Origin of the sequence: Mesorhizobium sp. M1143, from assembly GCF_040318435.1 — a bacterium.
In the GTDB taxonomy this organism is placed as follows: Bacteria; Pseudomonadota; Alphaproteobacteria; order Rhizobiales; family Rhizobiaceae; genus Mesorhizobium.
In genome coordinates, this window is the sequence record NZ_JAMYMJ010000010.1 from 15,526 (window position 1) to 35,559 (window position 20,034).

Sequence of the window (20,034 nt, forward strand, 5' to 3'; positions counted from 1 at the left end):
GCCCAAAAGTGCCCAGCGTTTTTGGAGCCGACGACAGGCATGAACAGAGGAATTTTTTCAGATCAGCCAAAGCTGTCCTCACCCGGGGGCGCAGCGGTTTTGCGGCAACGGCATGCCGAAACGAAGACAAAAGGTCATGGACGAAAAGCAGAGAGCAATTCTCGACGAAATCCCGCGCCTGCGCCGCTATGCGCGCTCGCTGCTGCGCGACCGCGATTCCGCCGAGGATCTCGTCCAGGACTGCCTGGAGCGGGCGCTGCTGCGGCTGGACAACTGGCAGACGGGAGAGAGCCCGCGAAAATGGCTGTTCACGATCATGCATCATCTGTTCATTGACCAGATGCGCAAGGTGAACCGGCGTGGCGAGGCCTCGATGCTGCCGCTGGAGGCCGGCGAGGTGCAGGCCTCTCCCGCCGACCAGCTGGAGAACGTCGCCGCGCGCGAGATCATCGACGCGCTGCAGGCGATCAGCCCGGACCGCCGTGCCGCGCTGACCATGGTCGCCATCGAGGGCTTCTCCTATGCCGAGGCCGCCGAGATGCTCGGCGTGCCGGCCGGGACGCTGATGTCGCGCATCGCGCGCGGCCGTGAGGAACTGCGCGGCCTGCTCGAGGACAATGCGCGCCGCCGCGCGATAAGGATCGTCGAGCCAGGCCCGGCCAGGGCGGTTCCAATCAGGGCGCCAATGGCATGACGAGCCCCAATCGCATGATGACGCCTTACGGCATGGTCCGGCACGATTGCAGGCCTTGTCCGCACTGTGGGCGCGGCCACCCGGTAACGCTTTCTTCTCTGCTTGCGTGCATAGTGGCGGCGACGGAGTGAGCGAAACCAGGGCATGGCTGAAGAGAAAATACGCAACGGCGAATTCTGGGCGCTTGCGCTCGAACGCGCTCATCTCGGCGTATGGGATTGGGATATTTTGAGCGGCGACTGTTTCTATTCGCCGACCTGGTCGCACATGCTGGGTTATGAGGATGGCGAGCTTGCCAACAGCGACGACCTCTGGCTGAAGCTGACGCATCCCGACGACCGCCAGCGGGCGCTGGCCAGCGGCGAGCGGCACATTTCCGGCCTGACCGCCTCGATCGAGACCGAGCTGCGCCTCAAGCACAAGGACGGCCACTGGATCTGGGTGCTGGACCGCGGCGGCATTGTCGAGCGTGACGAGACGGGCAAGCCGGTCAGGCTGATGGGCGTGCAGACCGACATCAGCCGGCAGAAAGAGGCGGAAGCCGAACTGGAGCGGGTCAATGTGCGCTTTCGCCTGGCGCTGGCGGCCAGCGGCACCGGCATCTGGCATCACGATATCGACGCCAACAAGAGCTATTGGGACGCCCGCACCAGGGAGATATTCGGTCTGGTCGCCGACACCGACGAGGTGGCCGCCGACCTCTGGCATTCCTATCTGCACCCCGACGACAAGGATGCCGCAGAGCGCGCCCATCTGGCGCCGCTTTCGACCGACGGCGTCGTCGCCGCGCAATACCGCATCGTCAGGCGCGACGGCGAAATCCGCCATGTCGAATCGCTGGTGCGCTTCATCGCGGCGCCCGAGACGGCGGGCCAGATTCTCGGCACCGTGCGCGACATCACCGAGGACAAGAAACGCGAGCGGGAACTCGCCTACGCCGCTCACCACGATGCGCTGACCGGCCTGTTGAACCGTGCCGCCTTCGACCGGCTGCTGGCCGTGCATATCGCCACCGAGCGGGCTTTGCCGCTGGCGGTGTTCTATGTCGATCTCGACTACTTCAAGGCGCTCAACGACTTTGCCGGCCACGCCGCCGGCGACCTGGCGCTGAGGGGTGTCGCCGCCGGTATTCTGGGCTGCCTGCCGGCATCGGCACGTGCCGCGCGCCTCGGCGGCGACGAGTTCGCGCTGCTGGTGCCCAATTGCCAATCGGCCAAGGCCGAGGCGCTGGCGGGCGCCATCCTTGCGGCGGTCCGTGACGCCGACCTCGGACTGCCGGCGACCTCGCGAAAGCTCGCGGCCAGCATCGGCATCGCCTTCGTCGAGGACACCACCACCACGGTTGCCGATGCGTTGGCCTGCGCCGACGACGCCTGCTATGCCGCCAAGGCGGCCGGGCGCAATCGCTTCGCGGTGTTTTCGGCGGACGCGGCGTCGGGCTCCGGCGGCCTCAACGCGGCGCGTGTCGCCGCCGACACGGTCGACGCCATGGATGACGGGCGGCTGAAACTGTTCGGCCAGGAGATCCATCTTCTGGGCCAGCCTTGGCAGGAGAGCCGCCATGTCGAGGTGCTGGCGCGGCTTGCCGGGCGCAATGGCAAGCTGATCCCGCCCAACGAATTCATTCCGGTCGCCGAGCGCTTCGGCATTGCCTCGCGGCTGGACCGCTGGATCATCAGGACAGCGCTTTCGCAGCATGGCGCGGCGATGCGGTCAGGCGCCATCATGCTCGGCTTCAACCTGTCGGCGCAGACGCTGAGCGATCCGCTGCTGTGGGATTTCGTCGACGCCGTCATCGCCGAGACTGGGGCGCCGCATTCCGGCATCGGTTTCGAGATCACCGAGACCGCGGCCGTCACCAACTTCGACGCCGCCGAGCAGTTCGTGCGCAAGGCGCGCGAGCGGCAATGCCGCGTCAGCCTCGACGATTTCGGCGCCGGCATGAGCTCGTTCGAATATTTGCAGCGCTTTCCGGTCGATCAAATCAAGATCGACGGCTCGTTCATCGAGAATATCGCGGAAAGCCGTTTCGACCGCGAGATCGTCTCGGCCATAGCGGGCATCGCCAAAAGTCTCGGCTGCGCGGTGGTGGCCGAAAAGATCGAACAGCAGGAAGCGCTCGACATTTTGCGCGGCATGGGCGTGGCCTATGGCCAGGGTTTTCTGCTTCACCGGCCGGAGCCGCTCGAGGCGATCGTCGCGCGGGCCGGCGAACAGTCACCATCCAGCGGACAGTCACCGGAAAAGCGCTTCGGCTGACGGCTTCTCATCGCCCGAGCTGGCGCGACTTGTCCGGCTAACCGGCGTCGGCCTTTTCCTGCTTTCGCTGCGCCGCCTCCTTCTTGCGGCGCAACACCTCGTCGGTGCCGACAAGGTCCTTCGAGCCGCCGGAAATGGCGGTCGAGACGACGGCGGGCGGATCGCTGGCCGGAAAACTGTCTTCGAGGCCTGATTGCAACTGCTCCTCGAGCGTCTGCGGGTTCTCGGAGCGGCCTTCGGCGCGGCGCTCGCCAACGGCTTCGACATCGCTCTTGGTGTCGGGGTGAGCGCGGGCTTCCGATATCGTCGACACCACCAGCTCGATGGCGAACTCTTTCATCGCCTCGGCTTGCGGCCCATCGACATCAGAGTCTTCGATCAGGCGGATGAGCGACTTTTCCAGGGCGCCCAGTTCCTTGACGCCCTGACACCGCGCCAGACGCTTGGTGAGCGAACCGATCAGCGCCGGGGCAAAGGTCGAATAGGCAAGCCTGCGTGTGTCGTCGACCTGCTCGGGATGAAGCTTTTGCAAGGACATAGATGCCTCCAGTCAATCAGCCGTGCAGCTTCTGCCGCTGGCCCCTCCTTAGGAAACAGAGGGGAGGGCAAGAGGTTCCATACAGTCCTCGACAGGGTCGACGAGTTCAACTCCACAGCGACGCCATGGTCAGTGACGCTTCGAATATCTGCTCCCTGTTCTCGTTCAGCATCTTGACGGTGATCCGCCGGTGGTCGCCCTCCGGTATCTCGTCGCGCGCCACATCGTGCAATATGCGCAGCGCTTCGGCTCCCGCACGCTCCCGGCTGGGAAAAAGCTGCCCCTCTTCATCAATCTGGGTCTCGGCGTTGTACAAGTCGAAGTAGAACCGTTCCATGTGTGCAAGGATCCCTGCGTGAGAACGCTAAGGCGCATCGCGGTTGAAAGGACGCAGGCGACGCGCTTCAGGTCTGTGTTTTTATGCATGTCGTTGTCTCAAAATCGGGGCCATTTTTGAGCGACATGGATTAAATCCCAACCCGCACCCATGGTTCCATGCGACTGTGTCCTGAGCAGATTTCCTGCCAGGAGCCGTCGCCGTGCCGGCCGATTGCAACCGCACCCGATCTCCGGCGTTTGGCTAGGCCACGAATGTCCACGAAATCTCGAATTGGATCCTCGATGCTAGAACCGCTTTATCTCAACCTTGGCCAGCATGACGCTTTGTCCGAGCAGGAAAAGGGGCTGCTGGCCGCCGCCATGACCATCGAGATGGATTTTGCCACCGGTCAGGACATCGTTTCCGAGGGATCGAGGCCAGGCTACAGCACGCTCATCATCGAGGGTCTGGCGGCGCGCTACAAGGTGCTGGAGGATGGCGGCCGCCAGTTCACCTCGTTGCAGGTGCCCGGCGATTTTGTCGATTTGCACGCCTTCCTGCTCAAGACAATGGACCATGGCATTATAGCTTTGTCGCCATGCCGGGTGATCGCCGCCGACCACAGTCGGCTAAGGACGATCACCGAACAGGCGCCTCATCTGAGCCGCTTGCTGTGGCTGGACACGCTCGTCGATGGCGCCATTCACCGGGAATGGATCGTGGCCATGGGCCGGCGGTCCAAGACCTCGCACCTGGCGCATCTTGTGTGCGAGCTGTTCGTGCGGCTCCAAGTGGTCAAGCAGACCAACGGCATGAGTTTCCGGCTTCCTCTGTCGCAGGCGGAACTGGCCGATGTGCTTGGGCTTTCGGTGGTCCACATGAACCGGGTCATCGGCGCGTTGCGCAAGATCGGTGTGATCGGCTGGGCAAATTACATGGTGACCATTCTGGACTGGCAGCAGCTGGTGGAAATCGCCGAGTTCGACCCGACTTATCTCAGCATGAACCGCGAGCCGAGATAGGCTATCCGGCGTTCGCCATGACATCGCAGGCAATCCGTCAGCCGGTCTTTCAACGATGCCCATCCAGCGACGCCAATTCGTCGAGCATGGCAAGGGCGGCACTTGGCTTGGCCGGCTTCAGCAAGCCCTGTTGGGCGGCGGCATTCTGGAAAGCGGCAAAGGCGATGTCCGGGCGGCAAATGCCGTTCAACGCGTCGTCCACCAGCCTGTCGGCCGCCTTGTAGGCCGCCGTCTGCTTGTTCTTCCAAGTTCCGCCTAGCGCCCTCCTGGCGTCGGCGATCGACGACACCGTCATCGCGCTGCCGTCCACGAATCTGATCGTCAGGGGCAGAAAACGGCTCATGCGCTCACCATCCAAACCATTCGCGTCTCGCCCGGATCGATCTCATCACTTGCCTCCTTGAAAACGGGATCGCCATAAACGAGGAAATCACAAACTGGTTGCAGGCCTGGCGAGCTACATGTTGCTTGCCGGCCAGATCGGCCGATGCGGACGATAAGGCGGCCGCGGCGCCGGCTTCAACGGGATGTCGGCGAGCGAGTTGCGGATCGGCCTGAACAGTATCGGCGAAGACGCGGCGCGGCGGTGCAATACCGCGGCCGACAGTTTGGCAATCAGATTTCGAACGTCCATGGGACACCTCGAGCGCGTTGAGAGTCCCCCCATCGGGATCACCTACCACCTCACGCCCAGCATCCGCATTTAACTTTGATATAGGCCGGACGAATACGCGCCGCGCGCAATGTCTGCCGCCGAGATTCTGCCGATCCTCGGCGGCGGCTATTGAGGGCGGCGCCAGGCTGGCGGTCACGCATCCCAGCAGCGACGTCGCAGACGCTGCTGCAACCGGATGAATTTTCGTGCATTCTTGTGCATGGCCACAATGCTTCGAACCGACACGCCGGCAAAATGCTGCTCCTATTGCGGTTCGCGAGAGCATGACTACGAGGATTGTCCGAAGCGCAAAGCAGAGGCGGAGCGGCAGTGGGAAGGCCAGGCAAAGCCCGGCGCCGAATCCGAGGCGACGGCCGAAGCCTAGCTGGGCTCGAACAGCTCGATCACGTTGCCGGACGGGTCTTCACAAAGAATCTGTCGCCCGCCCGGACCTTCGACGATCTGGTTGCGGAACCGCACGCCGGCCTCGCCCATCTCAGTCACGATTGACGGCAATTGCTCGACTTCGAGCACGAAGCGGTTCCATCCGCCCGGCTCGGGTGTCCGGCCGTCCGGCATCGGCCTGGCTGCCGACGCCAGGGGGCCGGCGAGCCAGAGCGAAAGGTCGCCGCGCGTCAGGATGGCCATCGCCGGACCGAATTGCTGCTTCAGCGCGAAGCCCAGATGGCTCGTATAAAACGCGATGGACAGATCGACATCGCGGACCAGATATCGGACGGACACCATTCGCAGGCTCCCTCACAAACGCCCCTCCCGAGAGATAGCTGGCGGGACAAGTCGGGGCAAGCCCGCGCGCACGCTTCGGGCGCCTACGGTGCGATTGCGTGGTCGGCCTGTCTCTCTCTCACGAAGGCCGTCAGCAGCTCCATTCCCGCCGGCCAGTCGCCCAGCCCGCTATTGCTGTTGATGTGACCAAGCGGCCCGGCGATGTGCAGTTCGCTGCCCCATTGTGTGGCTTTCTCACCGGCATAGCCGTTCGGATCATAGGGATCGTCGGTGCTGGCCACGATCAGCGAGGGGAAGCGAAGCGGCCCGCGCGGCGTATCGGCGAAGGGAATTCCGTAAGCGGGATAGACCGGCGAGGCCGGGTCGGGAACCGCAACCAGAAACGCCCCGCCGATCCGACTGCTCGACACCGCCTGCCAATGCGCGACCAGCAGGCAGCTGAGACTGTGGGCGACGAGCACCGGCGGGGTCTGTGCCTGTGACACCGCGACGTCCAGCGCCGCCACCCAGTCGTCGAAATCCGGCAGCTCCCAGCTTGCCGGGCTGAAGCGGCGCATCGCCGGGTCGGCCTGTTGCCAGCGTGTCTGCCAGTGGGCCTCGCCCGATCCGCCGCTGCCCGGCAGAATGATGAAGTCGGTCATGGAAAATCCTGTTTCTTCGCCGCAGATGATGTCCCAATCCTAGGGCTTCTCCTTGTTCGCGGAATGAGAGATCATCGGAAAGCGACGAAGAATTCCGATGGATTGAAGGTGTTCATGGCAAACGGCGATTACCGGCCACGGCTCGACCCCACCGACATGGCAATCATCGAGATCATGCAGGAGGATGGCCGCATCGGCATTTCCGAACTCGGCCGCCGCGTCGGCCTGTCCCAGCCCGCGACGTCGGAGCGGGTGAAGCGGCTGGAGGAGCGCGGCATCATCGCCGGCTACCGGGCCGCGATCGATCCCACCGCCCTCGGTCTCGGCACCATGGCCATGATCCGCCTGCGCACCACGCATGAGCACATCCAGACCTGCCTGAAGAAATTCGCGGCCATGCCGGAAGTGGTTGAGGTGCTGCGGGTGACCGGCGAGGATTGTTTTCTGGTCAAGGTCGTCGTCCCGTCGCCGCCCGACCTCGAAAGCATCGTCGACGCCATCGGCCGCTACGGCGCGGTGACGACCGATGTGGTGCTGCGCGCCGAGCCGCCGAAGCGGTTGGGGCGGGAGCTGATGGCGAAGCTCTGAGCGGGCGGCAATCAGGCTTGCCCGCAAGCGGCGGCCTTTTCAGAAGTTCTGCTTCGCCGGGAAAGAATTTTGCGGGACGATGTCGGATCGGCGGCGTCGCGCCCGTCCTTGGGATGAAACCCGTTGCAAACCTTTGGAGCACATCATGGAAGCCGTTCAATCGCCGTGGCAGACCGCGGCCATTCTCATCGCCCGCCTGACCCTGGCCGCCATGTTCGCGATGGGAGCAGCGTTCAAGTTCATGGATATGAACATGACCGCCGGCTACATCGCCGCCGCCAGCTTCCCGTTCCCGCTGTTTCTGGCCTGGTGCGCCGCGATCCTCGAAACGCTGCTGGTGATCGCCCTCCTGACCGGAGCATTCTTCACACCGGCCGCCCTGGTCGCCGCCGTCTACGTGGTCTTCCTCGGCTTTGCCTTCCACGGTCCGTCGCACTGGACCGGCAACCAGGCCGAGTTCGGCGCCTTCATGTCCCATTTCCCGTTCGCCGCCGGCCTGCTGTTCGCCGGCGTGCATGGACCGGGCAGCGTGCTGGCCTCGAAGCTCGGCCGAGGGTGAGGCCCCGCGTCGGCAGACCGCCTCACATCTGGTCGTTGTAGGGTTCCTTCATCTGGCCGACCATGCGGGCCAGTTTCGAGAAGGACGGCATGTCCGCCTCCGGCTGGCATTGATTGGCCAGTTCCAGCAGTCGGATCGGAAAGTTGACGGCGTCGCGGTTGGACTCCGACATGCCGTCGGACCGCTCCTCGCCGGTTTCGATGGCCTCGGCCTTGCGCAGCGCAATGTCGATATCCTCCACCGTGAGCAGGCCCTTGCGCACCAGTACCTGATTGATCGAGGCGACGGCCATCAGCAGGCCTTCGAGTTGCAGATTGGCGACGTTCATGGCTGTTGCTCCCATTTGGCTCACGCTCAACGCATGAGCCGCTGTTACGATCCGGACGGGGATGCAAGCGATAGGCGTCGGCCGATGGCCTGCGCTACTCTTCCATCCAGCGGCGGCCATATTCGGCCCACAGCGCCTTGACCTCCCGGCTGCCGAGGCGCGGGGCCGAGCCGTCGCCATAGGCGATCGAAACGCCGCTGATGTCGTAATGGGGATGGGCGTCGATGACGAAGCGGATCGCCTCGCCGAGCGGCCTTCTGCCGATGACCGGATCGGCCTGGCCTTGGCCGACGCTGCGAACGCCCGAAACAGTGGCTGGCGCTTGCCGCATCCTGAACACGGATGCCATGGCTGGTTTGTCCATCCCGCTCTCCCCCGATTGGAGTGGAATGATTCCATAAGAGCCAGCTAATGACCAGTCGCTAGACGGCCTGTCGAAGGCTGCGTCTTGTATCCTGCAGCCCGTTGAAGGACTGTTCAGGCCAGCGGATCCGCCGCCGGCGGCCTGGCGGGAAGGCCGAGCCTTGTCCGCTCGCCGTCGGCAAACTCCTCGGCCGCTTCCTGGGCCATGAACAGATGCTGGGTCACCGTGCCATTCTCGGCAACCAGCACCGCCCATTGGCGGCGGTCCACACGTTCCACGCGAACGTCATTGGGCTCTCCGGCCACCACGATCGTCCTCCAGCAGGCGTACGGCACGGAGGGGGCGTGCCTTTACGCCTTGGTCTTGCTCTTGGCCGGCGCCTTGGCGGCCGGGGCCTCGGGTGTCCTGATGCCGAGCCCGAACTCCTTTGCCAGCTCCGAGCGCTTGGCGGCGTAGCTGGGCGCCGTCATCGGATAGTCACCGGGCAGGTCCCATTTGGCGCGATAGGCTTCCGGCGTCATGCCATGGGCGGAGCCGAGATGACGCCGCAGCGACCTGAACTTCTTGCCATCCTCGAGGCAGTAAATGAAATTCGGCGTTACCGAGCGCTTGCGGTTGACCGCGGGCTCAGGCGCAGGTTGCGGCGGAGCAACGGGATTGTCCACGGCCGCGAGCGCTGCATTGACGCTCTCGATCAACGCCGGCAGGCTATCCGGAGGCACTGAATTGTTGCGCACGAATGCCGCGACGATGTCGGCGGTCAGATTTATATTTCGGATTTTGTCCTCAGACATGGCTTCTTTTGCCCCCTTGATGCCAAAGGGCAAATTATCAGACAACATCCGCCGACGGCATGGCACTTTAGAACATATGCATATGACTTGACGCCGGATGTGGTAGCGCTAGCATCGCCGAGTCTCCGATCGATGTCGATGTAGGAATTATTTCCTGACATATCTTGACCGGTGAGGGCAGCTATGCTATAATTTTTTCATGGTGCTGATTTGCGCCAGCAACCCGCCGCGAGGCGGGTTTTTGTTTCATGCCGGCTTGGAAACAATAACGGCCAGTGAGGCGAGTTTTCCCTCGCTCAGGCTGCTTATGTAGTTTTTTCGCCGACGCACGAACTCGGCGCCGAGCACGATCTCATTGGCCTGCTGCTGGGCGGGCGAGGGCACGATGCCGGAATTTGCCCGTTTCAACGCCAGCTCGACATGATCGCCGGTTTCGTCGATGACATCGTCGACCCGGAATCCGGCTGAAGCAAACAGACCCTTCAGGGTCTCGCCGTCGACAAGATGGCTGGCCGCCGACGACACCGCCCAAGGCAAGGGATAGTAAGGCTCGCCGTCCGCCAGCACCGCCTCGGTCCAGACAAGCCTGGCTTTCGGCTTCAGCACGCGCCACGCTTGCCCGATGACCGCCGCCTTGTCAGCGATATTCATGCCGACATAGAAGCAGATTGCCGCGTCGAATGTGTCGTCTGCAAAAGGCAGCCTTGTCGCATCGGCCTCATGGAAACGCACTTTGTCACTGAGGCCGCAGAACTCGGTCAATCGGCGGGATGCCTCGACGAACGCCTGCGTCAGGTCGACGCCGTCGACGCTGCATCCATAGGTCTCGGCAAGGAACCGGGCTGGGCCGCCAATGCCGCTGCCGATGTCCAGAACCCGATCGCCGGCGGAGGGCGCAAGACGCGCGGCATGGTCCTGCGTGGCGATCAGCTCGCGGCCATGAAGCTGGTCGAACGGATAGAGTTGTTCGGCCGCGAGGCTGCCGGCCCTGGCGTCCGGCACAGCCGACAGGATGCGCTCGACGATGCCGCCGCTGCCATAGTGACTGGTCACATTGCTCATTGCGCTCTCCGACGAGACGCAGCATCCCATCGATGCTGCCCTTGCGCAATGCGCGGCCGCGCCAAGACGCGGCTTTGACCGAAGTAGGAATTATTTCCTTTTTTGCATTGACGGGTGAGGGCAGCTTTGCTATGATTTGTCCACCGACCCGCCCACGAGGCGGGTTTTGTTTTCCTGATGCCCACAACGTGCGGATATCGGATGTCGGCGGGCAGCACCCCCCTCTGGCCTGCCGGCCATCTCCCCCTCAAAGGGGGAGATCGGACTGCCGCCTTGCTTTCGCCAATCGTCGGCGCTGCAAATTGGTCGCGACCCTGGAGCTGCCAATCTCCCCCCTTGAGGGGGAGATGTCCGGCAGGACAGAGGGGGGCGTGAAGGAACGCTATCCTCGGTTCATTCTGCCTTATCCGCGAGGCCTCCCTTGTCCAACCGCTATGCCACCATCATCACCGACGATGACGGCCGCGAGGTCGTCAGCGCCATTGGCGTGTTCGAGGGCGCTGCCCCGCAGGCGCGCATCGGCCGTATGGAGCCGGTCGTGCCGGGCGTGCTGATCGGCATGGTTCGCGGTGGTCCCGTCGATGCCATCGGCGGCTTCGGCTTTCCGCGCGGCGCGCACGACGCAAGGGCGATCGCCAGGGCAAGCCTGAAAGCCGCGTCTGCCGGAAAGCGCCACGCGCCGGCCGCTGATGCAGCCCGCAAGGCCGCCCCAAAACGGTCAGGGCCAAAATCGGCACGGCGCAAGTCCGGCAAGATCAAGTCCGCCAAGATCAAGCGGCCGGCGAAGCAGGCAGCGACTGCCGAGCCCGCCGGGATCTCGGATCATGGCTGACCGGACGGCGCCGCGTGCGCGCCCTGACCGCAAGGCGCCTGCCGCCGCCGCTGCCAAGCCGAAGCGGACGAAGAAGACGCTTGGCGATGATTTCCTCGACGCGGTGCGCGCCGACTTCCGCGCCCATGGAGCCGGCGTCATTGCCGCGGTCCGGGCCGACAAGCCCGACCAGTATCTGAAGATCGTGCAATCGGTGCTGCCCAAGGATCTGGCCAAGGATTTGCATGTTTCATCTGACAATCTGGAAGCCCTGAGCGATGACGAGATCCGCCGCCGCATCCGCGGCCTCGAAGCCGTCCTCGGGCCGTTTGGCGACCAGCCTGAAGGCGAGCCGCCACTATCTGGCGCTGCTGCAGGAACTGGACCGCAGGCGCAGGACTAACCAGCTTGCCGCCTACCGGCCTTATCCCAGGCAGGCGCAGTTTCACGCCGCCGGCGCGCAGAACCGGGAACGTCTGTTCATAGCCGGCAACCAGCTCGGCAAGACCAGGGCCGGCGGCGCCGAATGGGCCATGCATCTCACCGGCCGCTACCCCGCGTGGTGGCAGGGCAAGACCTTCGACACCCCCGTCAGGCTATGGGCTGCCGGCGTGACGGGCGAGGGCACGCGCGACAACCCGCAGCGCGTGCTGGTCGGCCCGCCGCAGCAGCAGGCGGCATGGGGCACCGGCATGATCCCGGCCAACGCCATCCTGCACACGACCATGGGCCGCGGCGCCCCGGGCGCGCTCGACAGCATCGTGGTGCGCTGGGGCGGCGGCGGCGACGTGCAGGCCGATGAATCGGTGCTTTCGTTCAAGAGCTATGAGAAGGGCCGCGAAAAGTGGCAGGGCGAAACCCTGCACGGCGTCTGGTTCGACGAGGAGCCGCCGCTCGATATCTATTCCGAAGGCCTGACCCGCACCAACGCCACCGGCGGCATCACCATCGTGACGTTCACGCCGCTGCTGGGCATGAGCGACGTGGTGTTGCGGTTTTTAACGGCGCAGGAGGTTCTCCCTTCCCCCCTTGTGGGGTGAGCAGCTGGTTCGCGAAGCGAATTCGTCGTGCCAGTGGCACGACGAAAGGCCGGCGAACGCCGGGACGCTGCGGAGCAGCGGGGACCCGGCAGGTTGGATCGGCCACCATCCGGCCCCTCGCAGGCTCAGGGCGTTCGAAGCTCGAAAAGCCAAGCAATTGGCTTTTCGTCCGCCACGCGGACCGCTTCTCACCCCACAAGGGGAGAAGGTAAGAGCCGCCACGCCCGGCGCAAATATCGTGCGCGGACAACATCATACGACATTACTTTGAATCAGTTCGGCAGGCTCTACGTCATGTCACGTCCCCGAGATCAGCGGTGCCTCAGGCGATTGCCGGCAATGATGATTGCCATACGGCGTGGTGCGATATCTGGTTGTGCTCGATGCAATCGGTTGCCAGTTTGCTGATTTCAGGATCGGCGGACGCCTGCGCCCATTCGACGAACGCGTCAACAACGACCAACCTCGCCCGGCTGGCCAGCCCCAGGCCGTAACGGCGCACTACCGGCTCTGAATGGTCGAGCATCGCACGGATCATGCCTGATGCATCATCTCGCCATTGCCCGGAGATATCGGCGATCACCGAAAACGGCGTTTGCGGCCTGAGCAACGCGGCGTGCTGACGCGCAAGCTTTAACTGCCAGTCTTTTGCAAAGCGCACAAATTTGACGGCTCCCATGCGTACACCATCGTGATAATCATCAAGGGCAAACAACGCGTGCGCGAGATGCTGACCATCGTTCCGCGTACTGCATCGCAAGATAGACTCCACGGCATCGAAGCGCGTGCGCGGGTTGCTGTCCCTAAGCAGCGCGGCCAGCTCACCCACCATCGAACTTATGTTCTGGTTTTGAAAGGTGGCAATAAACGCACCCGCCGCTCGCGTCTCAGCATTGGCAGAGGTCAGCAGGAGACGAAGGCTTTCCAACGGCACCGTCTTGCCGAGCTCGCCGAGAAGGTCGTTGGCAAGCGCGCCATCGTCATCATGCGGGGACGACAGCAGCCGCTCCAGCATCTCCTGACCTGTCATGGCATTTGTCGATTTGCCGAGTGGCAGCAGGATCTTACCGCCTTCGCTGAAAAAAAGATGAGCAACCTCGCTGTCCTCGGCGGACAGGCGCATCGCCTCGAATAGATCTGTCATGGCAAAGAGTGGCTGTCCCACCCGCGTAGAGTACAGGCCGCGCAGAATGCACCAGCCAGACGCATCGATGTCGCCGATGCACGGCAAGACCTACCGCATAAAGCGATAAAGGAAAAGATGAGAGCGAAGCTTTCCCGTTTCGGCGCGTTGCGGAATCGCGAACCGCGACTAGACTGGTGGCCAGGTTGTCGAGGAACCAAGTCCATGAACAGGCGGCAGGTATTGACAGGCGGTTTGTCGTCGCTTGTCGTGTCGCCGGCGGGTGGTGCTGAGGTATCAAAGCCCCAGGTGCCCAAATGGCGACCCTCGTTTTCACAACCCATCGATCGCATCGAGGAACGGTTCGGCTATTACTTCGACAGAGGCCGTGACTTTGCCATCCTTGAAAACGGCACCTGCGTGCTGACGGAAGCCGGCCTGTCCGATGAGGCGGCAGCCATGGCCGCCATCCAGACGCTTGCCATGATTTACAACTATCACCCGGACATGAAGCCGTCCGACATGGATGATGGCAACGTGCTGGTCAGCTACAATCATCCAGCCTTCAATGTCGTGCTCTCCGACGTTGCGAATGCGCATTGGCAAGAGATCGAGGCCCGCCACCAGGATGGGCTGGCTACGGGCGAGGTGCTGATCACGCCGCTGGGGCAGAATGTGTTCGATGAGCTCGGCAAAAAGGCGCTGCTCGGCAGGTGCTACATGTTCATGGATGCGCAGGCGCCAAAGGTGATCCGCATCAAACCCAGTTGATAAGTCGAATCAGGGATATTTGGTGCCCGCAAGCTGCCTGGCACGACCCTCGGCGGTTGGCGATTTGCGCGTTAATGGGCCGCACAATATTTTCTCTCGACCGGTATACTGATATATATAGAGCATACAGGATTGATTGGGAGTGTCGGGGACGCAGACCTCGCGTTTGAACCCTGTTCCTGGATCGGTACGGGTTCTGCAGATTTTTTTACTCGTATCGTAAGGAACATTCGCCTGGCTGGTGCATGCCGATGCACTGGCGGCAATGGCGACAACGATTGCAATCCGAATCATGTGTTCCCCCAAGTCTTGGGTCAGCTTCGCATTGATGAGCGGTGGTATCAATGGCCACACTCTATTGGAGCATGCTTGCATGACCCGTCACGTCACCTTCATGACCATAGACGACGTCGAACACTATTCGCCTGACGAGCGCGCCGCGATCGTCGCCGCCTATCCCGAGCATGAGCGCGAGGCGCGGGCGCGCGGCGTTCCGGTGCTGGGCTCCGGCCGCATCTTTCCGATTGCCGAGGAGCTGATCGCCTGCGAGCCGTTCCGGCTGCCGCGCTACTGGCCGCGGATCGGCGCGCTCGATTTCGGATGGGACCATCCCTCGGCCGCCGTCGAACTCGCCTGGGATACGGAAGCTGATATCGTTTACGTCACCAAAGCAGCCAGGGCCTCGCAGCAGACGCCGGCCATGCAGGTACTGGCCCTGAAGCCGTGGGGCGAGTGGCTGCCCTGGGCCTGGCCGCGCGACGGCCGCCGCGAGACGCTGGAAGGGGCGGGCACCGCACTTGCCAGACAATATTCCGCGCATGGGCTGAACATGCTGTCGGGCCACGCCCGCTTCGCCGACGGCTCGGTCTCGGTCGAGGCCGGGCTGATGGAGATGCTCGACCGCATGCAATCCGGCCGCTTCAAGGTGTTTTCGACCTTGCTGCCCTGGTTCGAGGAGTTTCGCCTCTACCACCGCAAGGACGGCCATGTGGTCAAGCTGCGCGACGATTTGATGGCGGCGACGCGCTACCGCAAACTGACGCTCGCCTATGTCAGTGGCGCCGGCACTTTGCCGACGGTGGCCAACGGCATCTGGTTGATGTTCGACCGCGCCGGCGACAGAGGCGCCGACGGGACGGGAGTAGGAGATTTTTTGGGGCCTGCGTCTTCGGCAACCGACAATATTGTCACTTTCGCGGGCACCACGGGCAAGGTGGGGAAGGATAGTGGGATCGCGGTGTCCAGCCTGGCGCCGAAGGCCAGCCCGACATTTACCGGGACGCCAACGGGGCCGACCGCAGCGCCTGGAACGAATACCACGCAATTGGCTACAACGGGGTTCGTCAAGGCTGGGTTTGATCTGAAACTTGATAGCCGACCTAACCTCGGTGTCGTCGCGCAGACGATCACCGATTGGAACAACGCCCTGGACAACGGCTGGTATATGGCCTCGGCGGCGGCTAATGCGCCAGACGGCGTAAATTGGTTCCTGGGGTTTGTGGAAGCGCACGGAAGCACTGGCTACCGGACGCAGACGGTGCATGATTTCGTCAACGACACTACGGCGGCAGACCAAAAGCTATGGCGGCGCAGGCAGGCTGGCGGTGCCTGGGGAGGATGGATCAAGCTGCAATGGTCGCAGGCCGAACAGGATGCACGCTATGTCCAGTCGTCCACGGCGTTGCTTCAGAAGTTTTATGAAAGCCCGCAACAGACCATCACATCCGGCGGGTCGCTGACGTTGGCTCATGGGCTGGGGGTGAAGCCGAAAAATTACCTTGCATTCTTACAGTGCACCACTGCTGAGGGTGGCTATTCTATTGGAGACGAAGAACCTGTCTCGATTGGATCGCACGAAGCAAGCACCAATCGAGGCCTAAGTGTCGTTCCCGATACTACAAACATGGTCGTTAGATTTGGGTCGCAGGCTTCTAGTGCCGTTCAGATTACACGCAAAGACACTGGTGGATTTCTAAATATTACCAATGCAAGCTGGCGGCTTGTCATTAGGGCATGGGCCTAACATAAATTCGAGTGAATCTTCAAAAGAAAGATCAAAAGGCCGCTCTCTCTTTCCGAGATATGGCGTCTGCCCAATCCACCACCGAATCTCAATAAGCCTCGGCTATTTTCGTCGTCGAAGCGCTTCTTGATCACCTTTGCCGGAATTCTTCCTAACACTGCATACGGAGGTGCATCTTCGATCACCATCGCAGCGGCGACGACGGCAATGGTGCCGTCGCTCGATTCGCCGTTCCGATCTCCTTTCCGGCCGACGCCACCAAATACCGCCCCGCCAAGGTCTCCAGCGACGTTGTCTCGATGATCGACGCCTAACCGCAAGCAGCTTCGCAAATCGACAACCTGCCTTTCGCGGGCAGAAAGGAAAACCCCATGGACCGCAACTTCGCGCGGGCGCTTGCGCTCGTCCTCAAATCGGAAGGCGGCTGGTCCGACAATCCGGCTGATCCCGGCGGCGCAACCATGAAGGGCGTGACGCTGGCCAATTTCCGCCGCTACGTGAAGGCGGTTGCGACGAAGGACGACCTTCGCCATATCACGGATGCTCAGGTGGCGACGGTCTATCGCCGCTTCTATTGGGATGCCGCTGCGGGCGCCGAGCTTCCCGGCGGTGTCGACTATGCCGTCTTCGACTTCGCCGTGAACAGTGGGCCGGGCAGGGCGGCTAAATATCTGCAGGCGGCAGTTGGCACCGCACAGGACGGCAGGATCGGCCCGGCCACGCTCAAAGCTGTCGGCGCCAGGCCACCGGGCGCAGTCATCGACGATCTTTGCGATGCCCGCCTGGCATTCCTGCGGCGGCTGCCGACCTGGCCGGTTTTCGGCAAGGGTTGGAGCGATCGCATCCGGTCGGTCCGTTCCCAGGCGCTGTTGATGTCGGCACTACAGCCCGCTCCGGCACCTTTGCCGGGCACCCCGCCCCAGCCATCAGCGCTCTCGCCGAAGCCCGGCAGTGCGATGCCGCCGGTGTCTACCGGCGGGCGCGTCAGCCCCGTCGAACGCCTGCCGTTCTGGCGTGCGCTGCTTCAAATCCTGAAATCGATTTTCGCAAGGAGTTCGACATGATCGCCGTCTTCATCCGCATCGGCTTGCGTTACGGCGCCGGTGTTCTGGTCGCGCGTGGCCTGCTCGGCGCCGACGACGCGGCGGCATTTTCTTCCGACCCCGACATTCAAGCTGGTCTGGAGATCGCCGCCGGTCTCGCCATCGCCTCGGTCACGGAGACCTGGCACTGGCTGGCCCGCAAATCCGGCTGGGAGCACTGACATGGAAGGGTTTCAACAACTGCTCATCGCCTATCTCGAAGCCGCGAAACCCTATGCTATCGGCTTTGCCGCCGGGCTTGTCGCCGGGTGGCTGCTGTGAGCGCGCTCCTCGCCGTCCTGCTTGGCAACAAGGCGCTGCTGGGCTTCCTGGCATCGGTCATCGCCGCCCTTTGCTGGGGCGTTCACCAGCGGCTGGCCGGCGCCAGGGCCGAGCGCAGCAAACTGGCGGCCGCTGAGGCCGCGGCGCGCGCGGTCGCCGAGCAGGTGCAGAACGACGTCGGCGCACTGCCGGCGGACGCTGTTCGAAAGGAGCTGAAATCATGGGCAAGGGACTGATGCTTGCGCTGCTTGTGGCGCTTGCCGGGTGCACGACTGCTTCGGGCGGCTTCTGCGCGATTTCGAGCCCGCTGCGCCATTCGGCCGAAGCCGTCGACGTCCTGTCGGACGCCGAGGCGAGAGCGCTCCTGGCGCACAACCGCAAGGGACAAAAGCTCTGCGGATGGAGGCCTTAGCCGATGCACGACCTCTTCGACATGCTCGGCATCAAGGGGCCGGTCGTCGCCGCCGGGCTAGCCGGCGGCGTGCTGCGAGCACTGTCGCGCCATCGCTACAAGCTGCGCGAGATGATTGCCTCGCCGATCTGCGGGGCGCTGGCGGCTGCGTATCTGACGCTGCCTGCCGTCGCCTGGTTCAGGGCAACCGGCGTGCCTATCCCCGATCCGGCCGACGATACCACGACGCTCGCCGCCGCCTTTTTGATCGGCGTCTCGGCCATGTGGATTTCCGACATCGTCTTCGAGGTCATCGTGCGGCGGTTCGGCTCGGCCGGCAACGAGTGATGCACTTGAGATGCTGGAAGAAGCCAGCGACAATGCCTACCTAAGGAGCAATCCAATGGAGGTATGATATGGCGACGTCCATCGAACGTGCAGTCCTTGGCGGCGGCTGTTTCTGGGGCATGCAGGATCTGATCCGGCGCTATCCCGGCGTGATCTCTACCCGCGTCGGCTATAGCGGTGGCGATGTGCCAAACGCCACGTATCGCAACCACGGCAGCCATGCCGAAGCCATCGAGATCGTTTTCGATCCGGCCAGGATCAGCTTTCGCACATTGCTCGAATCCTTTTTCCAGATCCACGATCCGACCACCAGGAACCGCCAGGGCAACGATGTCGGAATGAGCTATCGCTCTGCGATCTTCTACACCAGCGACGAGCAGAAGCGCGTCGCCGAAGACACCATCGCCGATGTCGATGCCTCTGGACTGTGGCCGGGCAAGGTCGTCACCGAGCTTGCGCCGGCGGGCGACTTCTGGGAGGCGGAGCCAGAGCATCAGGACTATCTCGAGAAATACCCCAACGGCTATACCTGCCACTTTGTCAGGCCGGGCTGGAAGCTTCCGGTCCGCGAAAAGGCTGTTTCGTAACGCAGCCGCTATCGTCTGCTTATCTGGCGGTCGAACTATTCTTCCGCGCGATCGGTATGCCGGCCGCCTCGTAGAGGTGGCCGTGCTCGGGCTGCCCATAGACGAACGCGCCGTGGACGGGTTTGCCGTCGACCTCAGAGCCTGAGAACGCGACGGCCTCGATCTTCTTTGTTCCGGTCAGGCTCTGGTTTCGAAGATAGGCGAAGGTTCGCACCGCTTCTCCAACAATTCGATCGAGAAACGGTTTTGGCCGCCTCCCGGGCCGTCGCACTAGGCTTGGAAAGCGCTCTCGTCCGAAACAAAATGGTGCTGTGCGCAAAGCGCCGGCATGATCTGATAGATTCGGTTGAGCGAGCAGGTCATGAATCCTGGGTGAAAAAGAACGAAGTCGACCTCTCCTCTCAGATGCATGGTCCCGCGCAGCAATCTTTGCGCTGCCGATCTGGAGAGGACATAGCCTGCGGCGCCCGCGTGCAGGCCATAAAGTCTGGCAAGCGAAAACCCATCATCGAGAGCGACTTCCTTGCGTCCGACCCTCACTTTGGCAAAATGCGTTTCCAGCTTGATCACATCGGCATCGCGTGGCACCCATCGATCGGAAGCAAGCAGCGAGCCGGCGCCAGCGCCGAAAACGACGTCGTCTTCGAAAACCGCGCCATATTGATCCGCGCCGTCCGCAACGATCTCCCAACACGAGCGGTGGCTCAGGAAACAGCAAACCTCAGCAGCGCTCAGCGGGCTTTTGGCGACAGAGCAGCAATCGGGGCAATCAATGGCGGAGACACGCTCAAATGGTACTCCGATCCGGCCGAACTCGGACGCGACATGCGCCAGCCGATCGCGAGAACGATCAAGATTGATCACCAGACACCTCATCAGCGCCCCCTTTGTCCGGTGATCAGTGAATATCACGTTCCCGTGATTGCACAAAATTTGCTTACGTGCGGGGCAGTAGCGGCGTACGTGCCGCCGGTTGATTTTGGAGGTTGGGTGGACATTGACTGCA

32 protein-coding genes are annotated in these 20,034 nt (G+C 62.8%); 17 read left to right on the plus strand and 15 right to left on the minus strand.

Features of this window, described 5'->3' with window-relative positions; genetic code table 11:
- Window positions 1–136: 136 nt before the first annotated feature.
- Both NKH35_RS10325 and NKH35_RS10330 read left to right on the plus strand, forming a co-directional pair.
- Window positions 137–694, plus strand: coding sequence for an RNA polymerase sigma factor (locus NKH35_RS10325; protein ID WP_023734724.1), 558 nt, complete (start codon window positions 137–139; stop codon window positions 692–694).
- Window positions 695–838: 144 nt separating this feature from the next.
- Window positions 839–2,953, plus strand: coding sequence for an EAL domain-containing protein (locus tag NKH35_RS10330; RefSeq protein ID WP_352914367.1), 2,115 nt, complete (start codon window positions 839–841; stop codon window positions 2,951–2,953).
- A 37-nt stretch (window positions 2,954–2,990) separates the two neighbouring features.
- Here the strand turns inward: NKH35_RS10330 and NKH35_RS10335 are convergent, their stop codons facing one another.
- Complete coding sequence (locus NKH35_RS10335; RefSeq protein ID WP_023685942.1) at window positions 2,991–3,491, minus strand: hypothetical protein; 501 nt, start codon at window positions 3,489–3,491, stop codon at window positions 2,991–2,993.
- 106 nt (window positions 3,492–3,597) lie between these two features.
- Window positions 3,598–3,828: a DUF6894 family protein gene (locus NKH35_RS10340; protein ID WP_023671435.1), complete on the minus strand. Its 231-nt coding sequence runs from the start codon at window positions 3,826–3,828 to the stop codon at window positions 3,598–3,600.
- A gap of 284 nt (window positions 3,829–4,112) precedes the next feature.
- Between NKH35_RS10340 and NKH35_RS10345 the strand changes: the two genes are divergently transcribed.
- Window positions 4,113–4,832, plus strand: coding sequence for a Crp/Fnr family transcriptional regulator (locus NKH35_RS10345; RefSeq protein WP_023671436.1), 720 nt, complete (start codon window positions 4,113–4,115; stop codon window positions 4,830–4,832).
- A 49-nt stretch (window positions 4,833–4,881) separates the two neighbouring features.
- On the opposite strand, the gene NKH35_RS10350 is transcribed toward NKH35_RS10345, so the two are convergent.
- Window positions 4,882–5,175, minus strand: coding sequence for a DUF982 domain-containing protein (locus tag NKH35_RS10350; protein ID WP_023685943.1), 294 nt, complete (start codon window positions 5,173–5,175; stop codon window positions 4,882–4,884).
- Between the two features lie 114 nt (window positions 5,176–5,289).
- Window positions 5,290–5,466, minus strand: a complete 177-nt coding sequence (locus NKH35_RS10355) for a hypothetical protein (protein WP_023671438.1) — start codon at window positions 5,464–5,466, stop codon at window positions 5,290–5,292.
- A gap of 241 nt (window positions 5,467–5,707) precedes the next feature.
- Here NKH35_RS10355 and NKH35_RS10360 point away from each other — a divergent pair, with 241 nt between their 5' ends.
- Window positions 5,708–5,872: a hypothetical protein gene (locus tag NKH35_RS10360; protein ID WP_023671439.1), complete on the plus strand. Its 165-nt coding sequence runs from the start codon at window positions 5,708–5,710 to the stop codon at window positions 5,870–5,872.
- On the opposite strand, the gene NKH35_RS10365 is transcribed toward NKH35_RS10360, so the two are convergent.
- Together NKH35_RS10365 and NKH35_RS10370 are read right to left on the minus strand one after the other, a co-directional pair.
- Entirely contained in the window at window positions 5,869–6,234 is a 366-nt protein-coding gene (locus NKH35_RS10365; RefSeq protein WP_023727100.1) for a VOC family protein, read from the minus strand. The genes NKH35_RS10360 and NKH35_RS10365 overlap by 4 nt on opposite strands.
- 83 nt (window positions 6,235–6,317) lie before the next feature.
- On the minus strand, window positions 6,318–6,875 hold the full coding sequence (locus tag NKH35_RS10370; protein ID WP_023734725.1) for an RBBP9/YdeN family alpha/beta hydrolase: 558 nt from the start codon (window positions 6,873–6,875) through the stop codon (window positions 6,318–6,320).
- A 114-nt stretch (window positions 6,876–6,989) separates the two neighbouring features.
- Between NKH35_RS10370 and NKH35_RS10375 the strand changes: the two genes are divergently transcribed.
- A complete protein-coding gene (locus NKH35_RS10375; protein WP_031262516.1) occupies window positions 6,990–7,463 on the plus strand; it encodes an Lrp/AsnC family transcriptional regulator in 474 nt (157 codons plus the stop codon).
- Between the two features lie 145 nt (window positions 7,464–7,608).
- Window positions 7,609–8,022 (plus strand): DoxX family protein, encoded by a 414-nt coding sequence (locus NKH35_RS10380; protein WP_023734727.1) that lies wholly within the window; start codon window positions 7,609–7,611, stop codon window positions 8,020–8,022.
- 22 nt (window positions 8,023–8,044) lie between these two features.
- Here NKH35_RS10380 and NKH35_RS10385 read toward each other — a convergent pair whose 3' ends face one another.
- The 5 genes from NKH35_RS10385 to NKH35_RS10405 all read right to left on the minus strand — a co-directional run bounded on the left by NKH35_RS10385 (window position 8,045) and on the right by NKH35_RS10405 (window position 10,570).
- Window positions 8,045–8,350, minus strand: coding sequence for a hypothetical protein (locus NKH35_RS10385; protein ID WP_023671444.1), 306 nt, complete (start codon window positions 8,348–8,350; stop codon window positions 8,045–8,047).
- Window positions 8,351–8,444: 94 nt separating this feature from the next.
- Complete coding sequence (locus NKH35_RS10390; protein WP_023697755.1) at window positions 8,445–8,714, minus strand: hypothetical protein; 270 nt, start codon at window positions 8,712–8,714, stop codon at window positions 8,445–8,447.
- A 113-nt stretch (window positions 8,715–8,827) separates the two neighbouring features.
- Window positions 8,828–9,022, minus strand: a complete 195-nt coding sequence (locus NKH35_RS10395) for a hypothetical protein (RefSeq protein ID WP_023689866.1) — start codon at window positions 9,020–9,022, stop codon at window positions 8,828–8,830.
- Window positions 9,023–9,064: 42 nt separating this feature from the next.
- Window positions 9,065–9,508: a Ros/MucR family transcriptional regulator gene (locus NKH35_RS10400; RefSeq protein WP_023671447.1), complete on the minus strand. Its 444-nt coding sequence runs from the start codon at window positions 9,506–9,508 to the stop codon at window positions 9,065–9,067.
- Between the two features lie 246 nt (window positions 9,509–9,754).
- Window positions 9,755–10,570 carry a class I SAM-dependent methyltransferase gene (locus NKH35_RS10405; RefSeq protein WP_023734728.1) on the minus strand — a complete coding sequence of 272 codons (816 nt, stop codon included), beginning with the start codon at window positions 10,568–10,570 and terminating at the stop codon, window positions 9,755–9,757.
- 421 nt (window positions 10,571–10,991) lie between these two features.
- Here NKH35_RS10405 and NKH35_RS10410 point away from each other — a divergent pair, with 421 nt between their 5' ends.
- From NKH35_RS10410 to NKH35_RS10420, 3 genes are read left to right on the plus strand one after another with little or no spacing between them, the layout of a single operon-like run.
- A complete protein-coding gene (locus tag NKH35_RS10410; protein ID WP_352914373.1) occupies window positions 10,992–11,402 on the plus strand; it encodes a hypothetical protein in 411 nt (136 codons plus the stop codon).
- Window positions 11,395–11,784: a hypothetical protein gene (locus NKH35_RS10415; RefSeq protein ID WP_023734730.1), complete on the plus strand. Its 390-nt coding sequence runs from the start codon at window positions 11,395–11,397 to the stop codon at window positions 11,782–11,784. The genes NKH35_RS10410 and NKH35_RS10415 overlap by 8 nt, the downstream gene beginning before the upstream one ends.
- A complete protein-coding gene (locus NKH35_RS10420) occupies window positions 11,711–12,421 on the plus strand; it encodes a terminase large subunit domain-containing protein (RefSeq protein WP_023734731.1) in 711 nt (236 codons plus the stop codon). Before NKH35_RS10415 ends, NKH35_RS10420 begins: the two co-directional genes overlap by 74 nt.
- 322 nt (window positions 12,422–12,743) lie before the next feature.
- Here NKH35_RS10420 and NKH35_RS10425 read toward each other — a convergent pair whose 3' ends face one another.
- The gene (locus tag NKH35_RS10425; RefSeq protein WP_352914375.1) at window positions 12,744–13,565 is read right to left on the minus strand and encodes a HEAT repeat domain-containing protein; all 822 of its coding nucleotides are present in this window, start codon (window positions 13,563–13,565) and stop codon (window positions 12,744–12,746) included.
- 117 nt (window positions 13,566–13,682) lie between these two features.
- On the opposite strand from NKH35_RS10425, the gene NKH35_RS10430 reads away from it, so the two are divergent.
- Together NKH35_RS10430 and NKH35_RS10435 are read left to right on the plus strand one after the other, a co-directional pair.
- Entirely contained in the window at window positions 13,683–14,315 is a 633-nt protein-coding gene (locus NKH35_RS10430; RefSeq protein ID WP_156937244.1) for a hypothetical protein, read from the plus strand.
- Window positions 14,316–14,556: 241 nt separating this feature from the next.
- The gene (locus tag NKH35_RS10435; RefSeq protein ID WP_352914378.1) at window positions 14,557–16,338 is read left to right on the plus strand and encodes a phage terminase large subunit family protein; all 1,782 of its coding nucleotides are present in this window, start codon (window positions 14,557–14,559) and stop codon (window positions 16,336–16,338) included.
- Here NKH35_RS10435 and NKH35_RS10440 read toward each other — a convergent pair.
- Window positions 16,335–16,658 carry an LbetaH domain-containing protein gene (locus tag NKH35_RS10440; RefSeq protein ID WP_156937223.1) on the minus strand — a complete coding sequence of 108 codons (324 nt, stop codon included), beginning with the start codon at window positions 16,656–16,658 and terminating at the stop codon, window positions 16,335–16,337. The two genes, NKH35_RS10435 and NKH35_RS10440, sit on opposite strands and share 4 nt — an antisense overlap.
- Before the next feature lie 51 nt (window positions 16,659–16,709).
- On the opposite strand from NKH35_RS10440, the gene NKH35_RS10445 reads away from it, so the two are divergent.
- The 6 genes from NKH35_RS10445 to msrA all read left to right on the plus strand — a co-directional run bounded on the left by NKH35_RS10445 (window position 16,710) and on the right by msrA (window position 19,028).
- The gene (locus NKH35_RS10445; protein WP_023734291.1) at window positions 16,710–17,402 is read left to right on the plus strand and encodes a glycoside hydrolase family 108 protein; all 693 of its coding nucleotides are present in this window, start codon (window positions 16,710–16,712) and stop codon (window positions 17,400–17,402) included.
- Window positions 17,399–17,602, plus strand: coding sequence for a Pam3-gp28 family putative phage holin (locus tag NKH35_RS10450; protein ID WP_023689878.1), 204 nt, complete (start codon window positions 17,399–17,401; stop codon window positions 17,600–17,602). Before NKH35_RS10445 ends, NKH35_RS10450 begins: the two co-directional genes overlap by 4 nt.
- A gap of 96 nt (window positions 17,603–17,698) precedes the next feature.
- Window positions 17,699–17,938, plus strand: a complete 240-nt coding sequence (locus NKH35_RS10455) for a hypothetical protein (protein ID WP_023734290.1) — start codon at window positions 17,699–17,701, stop codon at window positions 17,936–17,938.
- A complete protein-coding gene (locus tag NKH35_RS10460; RefSeq protein ID WP_023734289.1) occupies window positions 17,923–18,114 on the plus strand; it encodes a hypothetical protein in 192 nt (63 codons plus the stop codon). The genes NKH35_RS10455 and NKH35_RS10460 overlap by 16 nt, the downstream gene beginning before the upstream one ends.
- 3 nt (window positions 18,115–18,117) lie before the next feature.
- Window positions 18,118–18,441, plus strand: a complete 324-nt coding sequence (locus tag NKH35_RS10465) for a hypothetical protein (protein WP_023734288.1) — start codon at window positions 18,118–18,120, stop codon at window positions 18,439–18,441.
- 68 nt (window positions 18,442–18,509) lie between these two features.
- Window positions 18,510–19,028 carry a peptide-methionine (S)-S-oxide reductase MsrA gene (msrA, locus tag NKH35_RS10470; protein ID WP_352914381.1) on the plus strand — a complete coding sequence of 173 codons (519 nt, stop codon included), beginning with the start codon at window positions 18,510–18,512 and terminating at the stop codon, window positions 19,026–19,028.
- A gap of 19 nt (window positions 19,029–19,047) precedes the next feature.
- On the opposite strand, the gene NKH35_RS10475 is transcribed toward msrA, so the two are convergent.
- Together NKH35_RS10475 and NKH35_RS10480 are read right to left on the minus strand one after the other, a co-directional pair.
- Window positions 19,048–19,242, minus strand: a complete 195-nt coding sequence (locus NKH35_RS10475) for a hypothetical protein (RefSeq protein ID WP_050590411.1) — start codon at window positions 19,240–19,242, stop codon at window positions 19,048–19,050.
- A 56-nt stretch (window positions 19,243–19,298) separates the two neighbouring features.
- Window positions 19,299–19,892, minus strand: coding sequence for a glycosyltransferase family 25 protein (locus NKH35_RS10480; protein WP_198029717.1), 594 nt, complete (start codon window positions 19,890–19,892; stop codon window positions 19,299–19,301).
- Window positions 19,893–20,034: the final 142 nt, after the last annotated feature.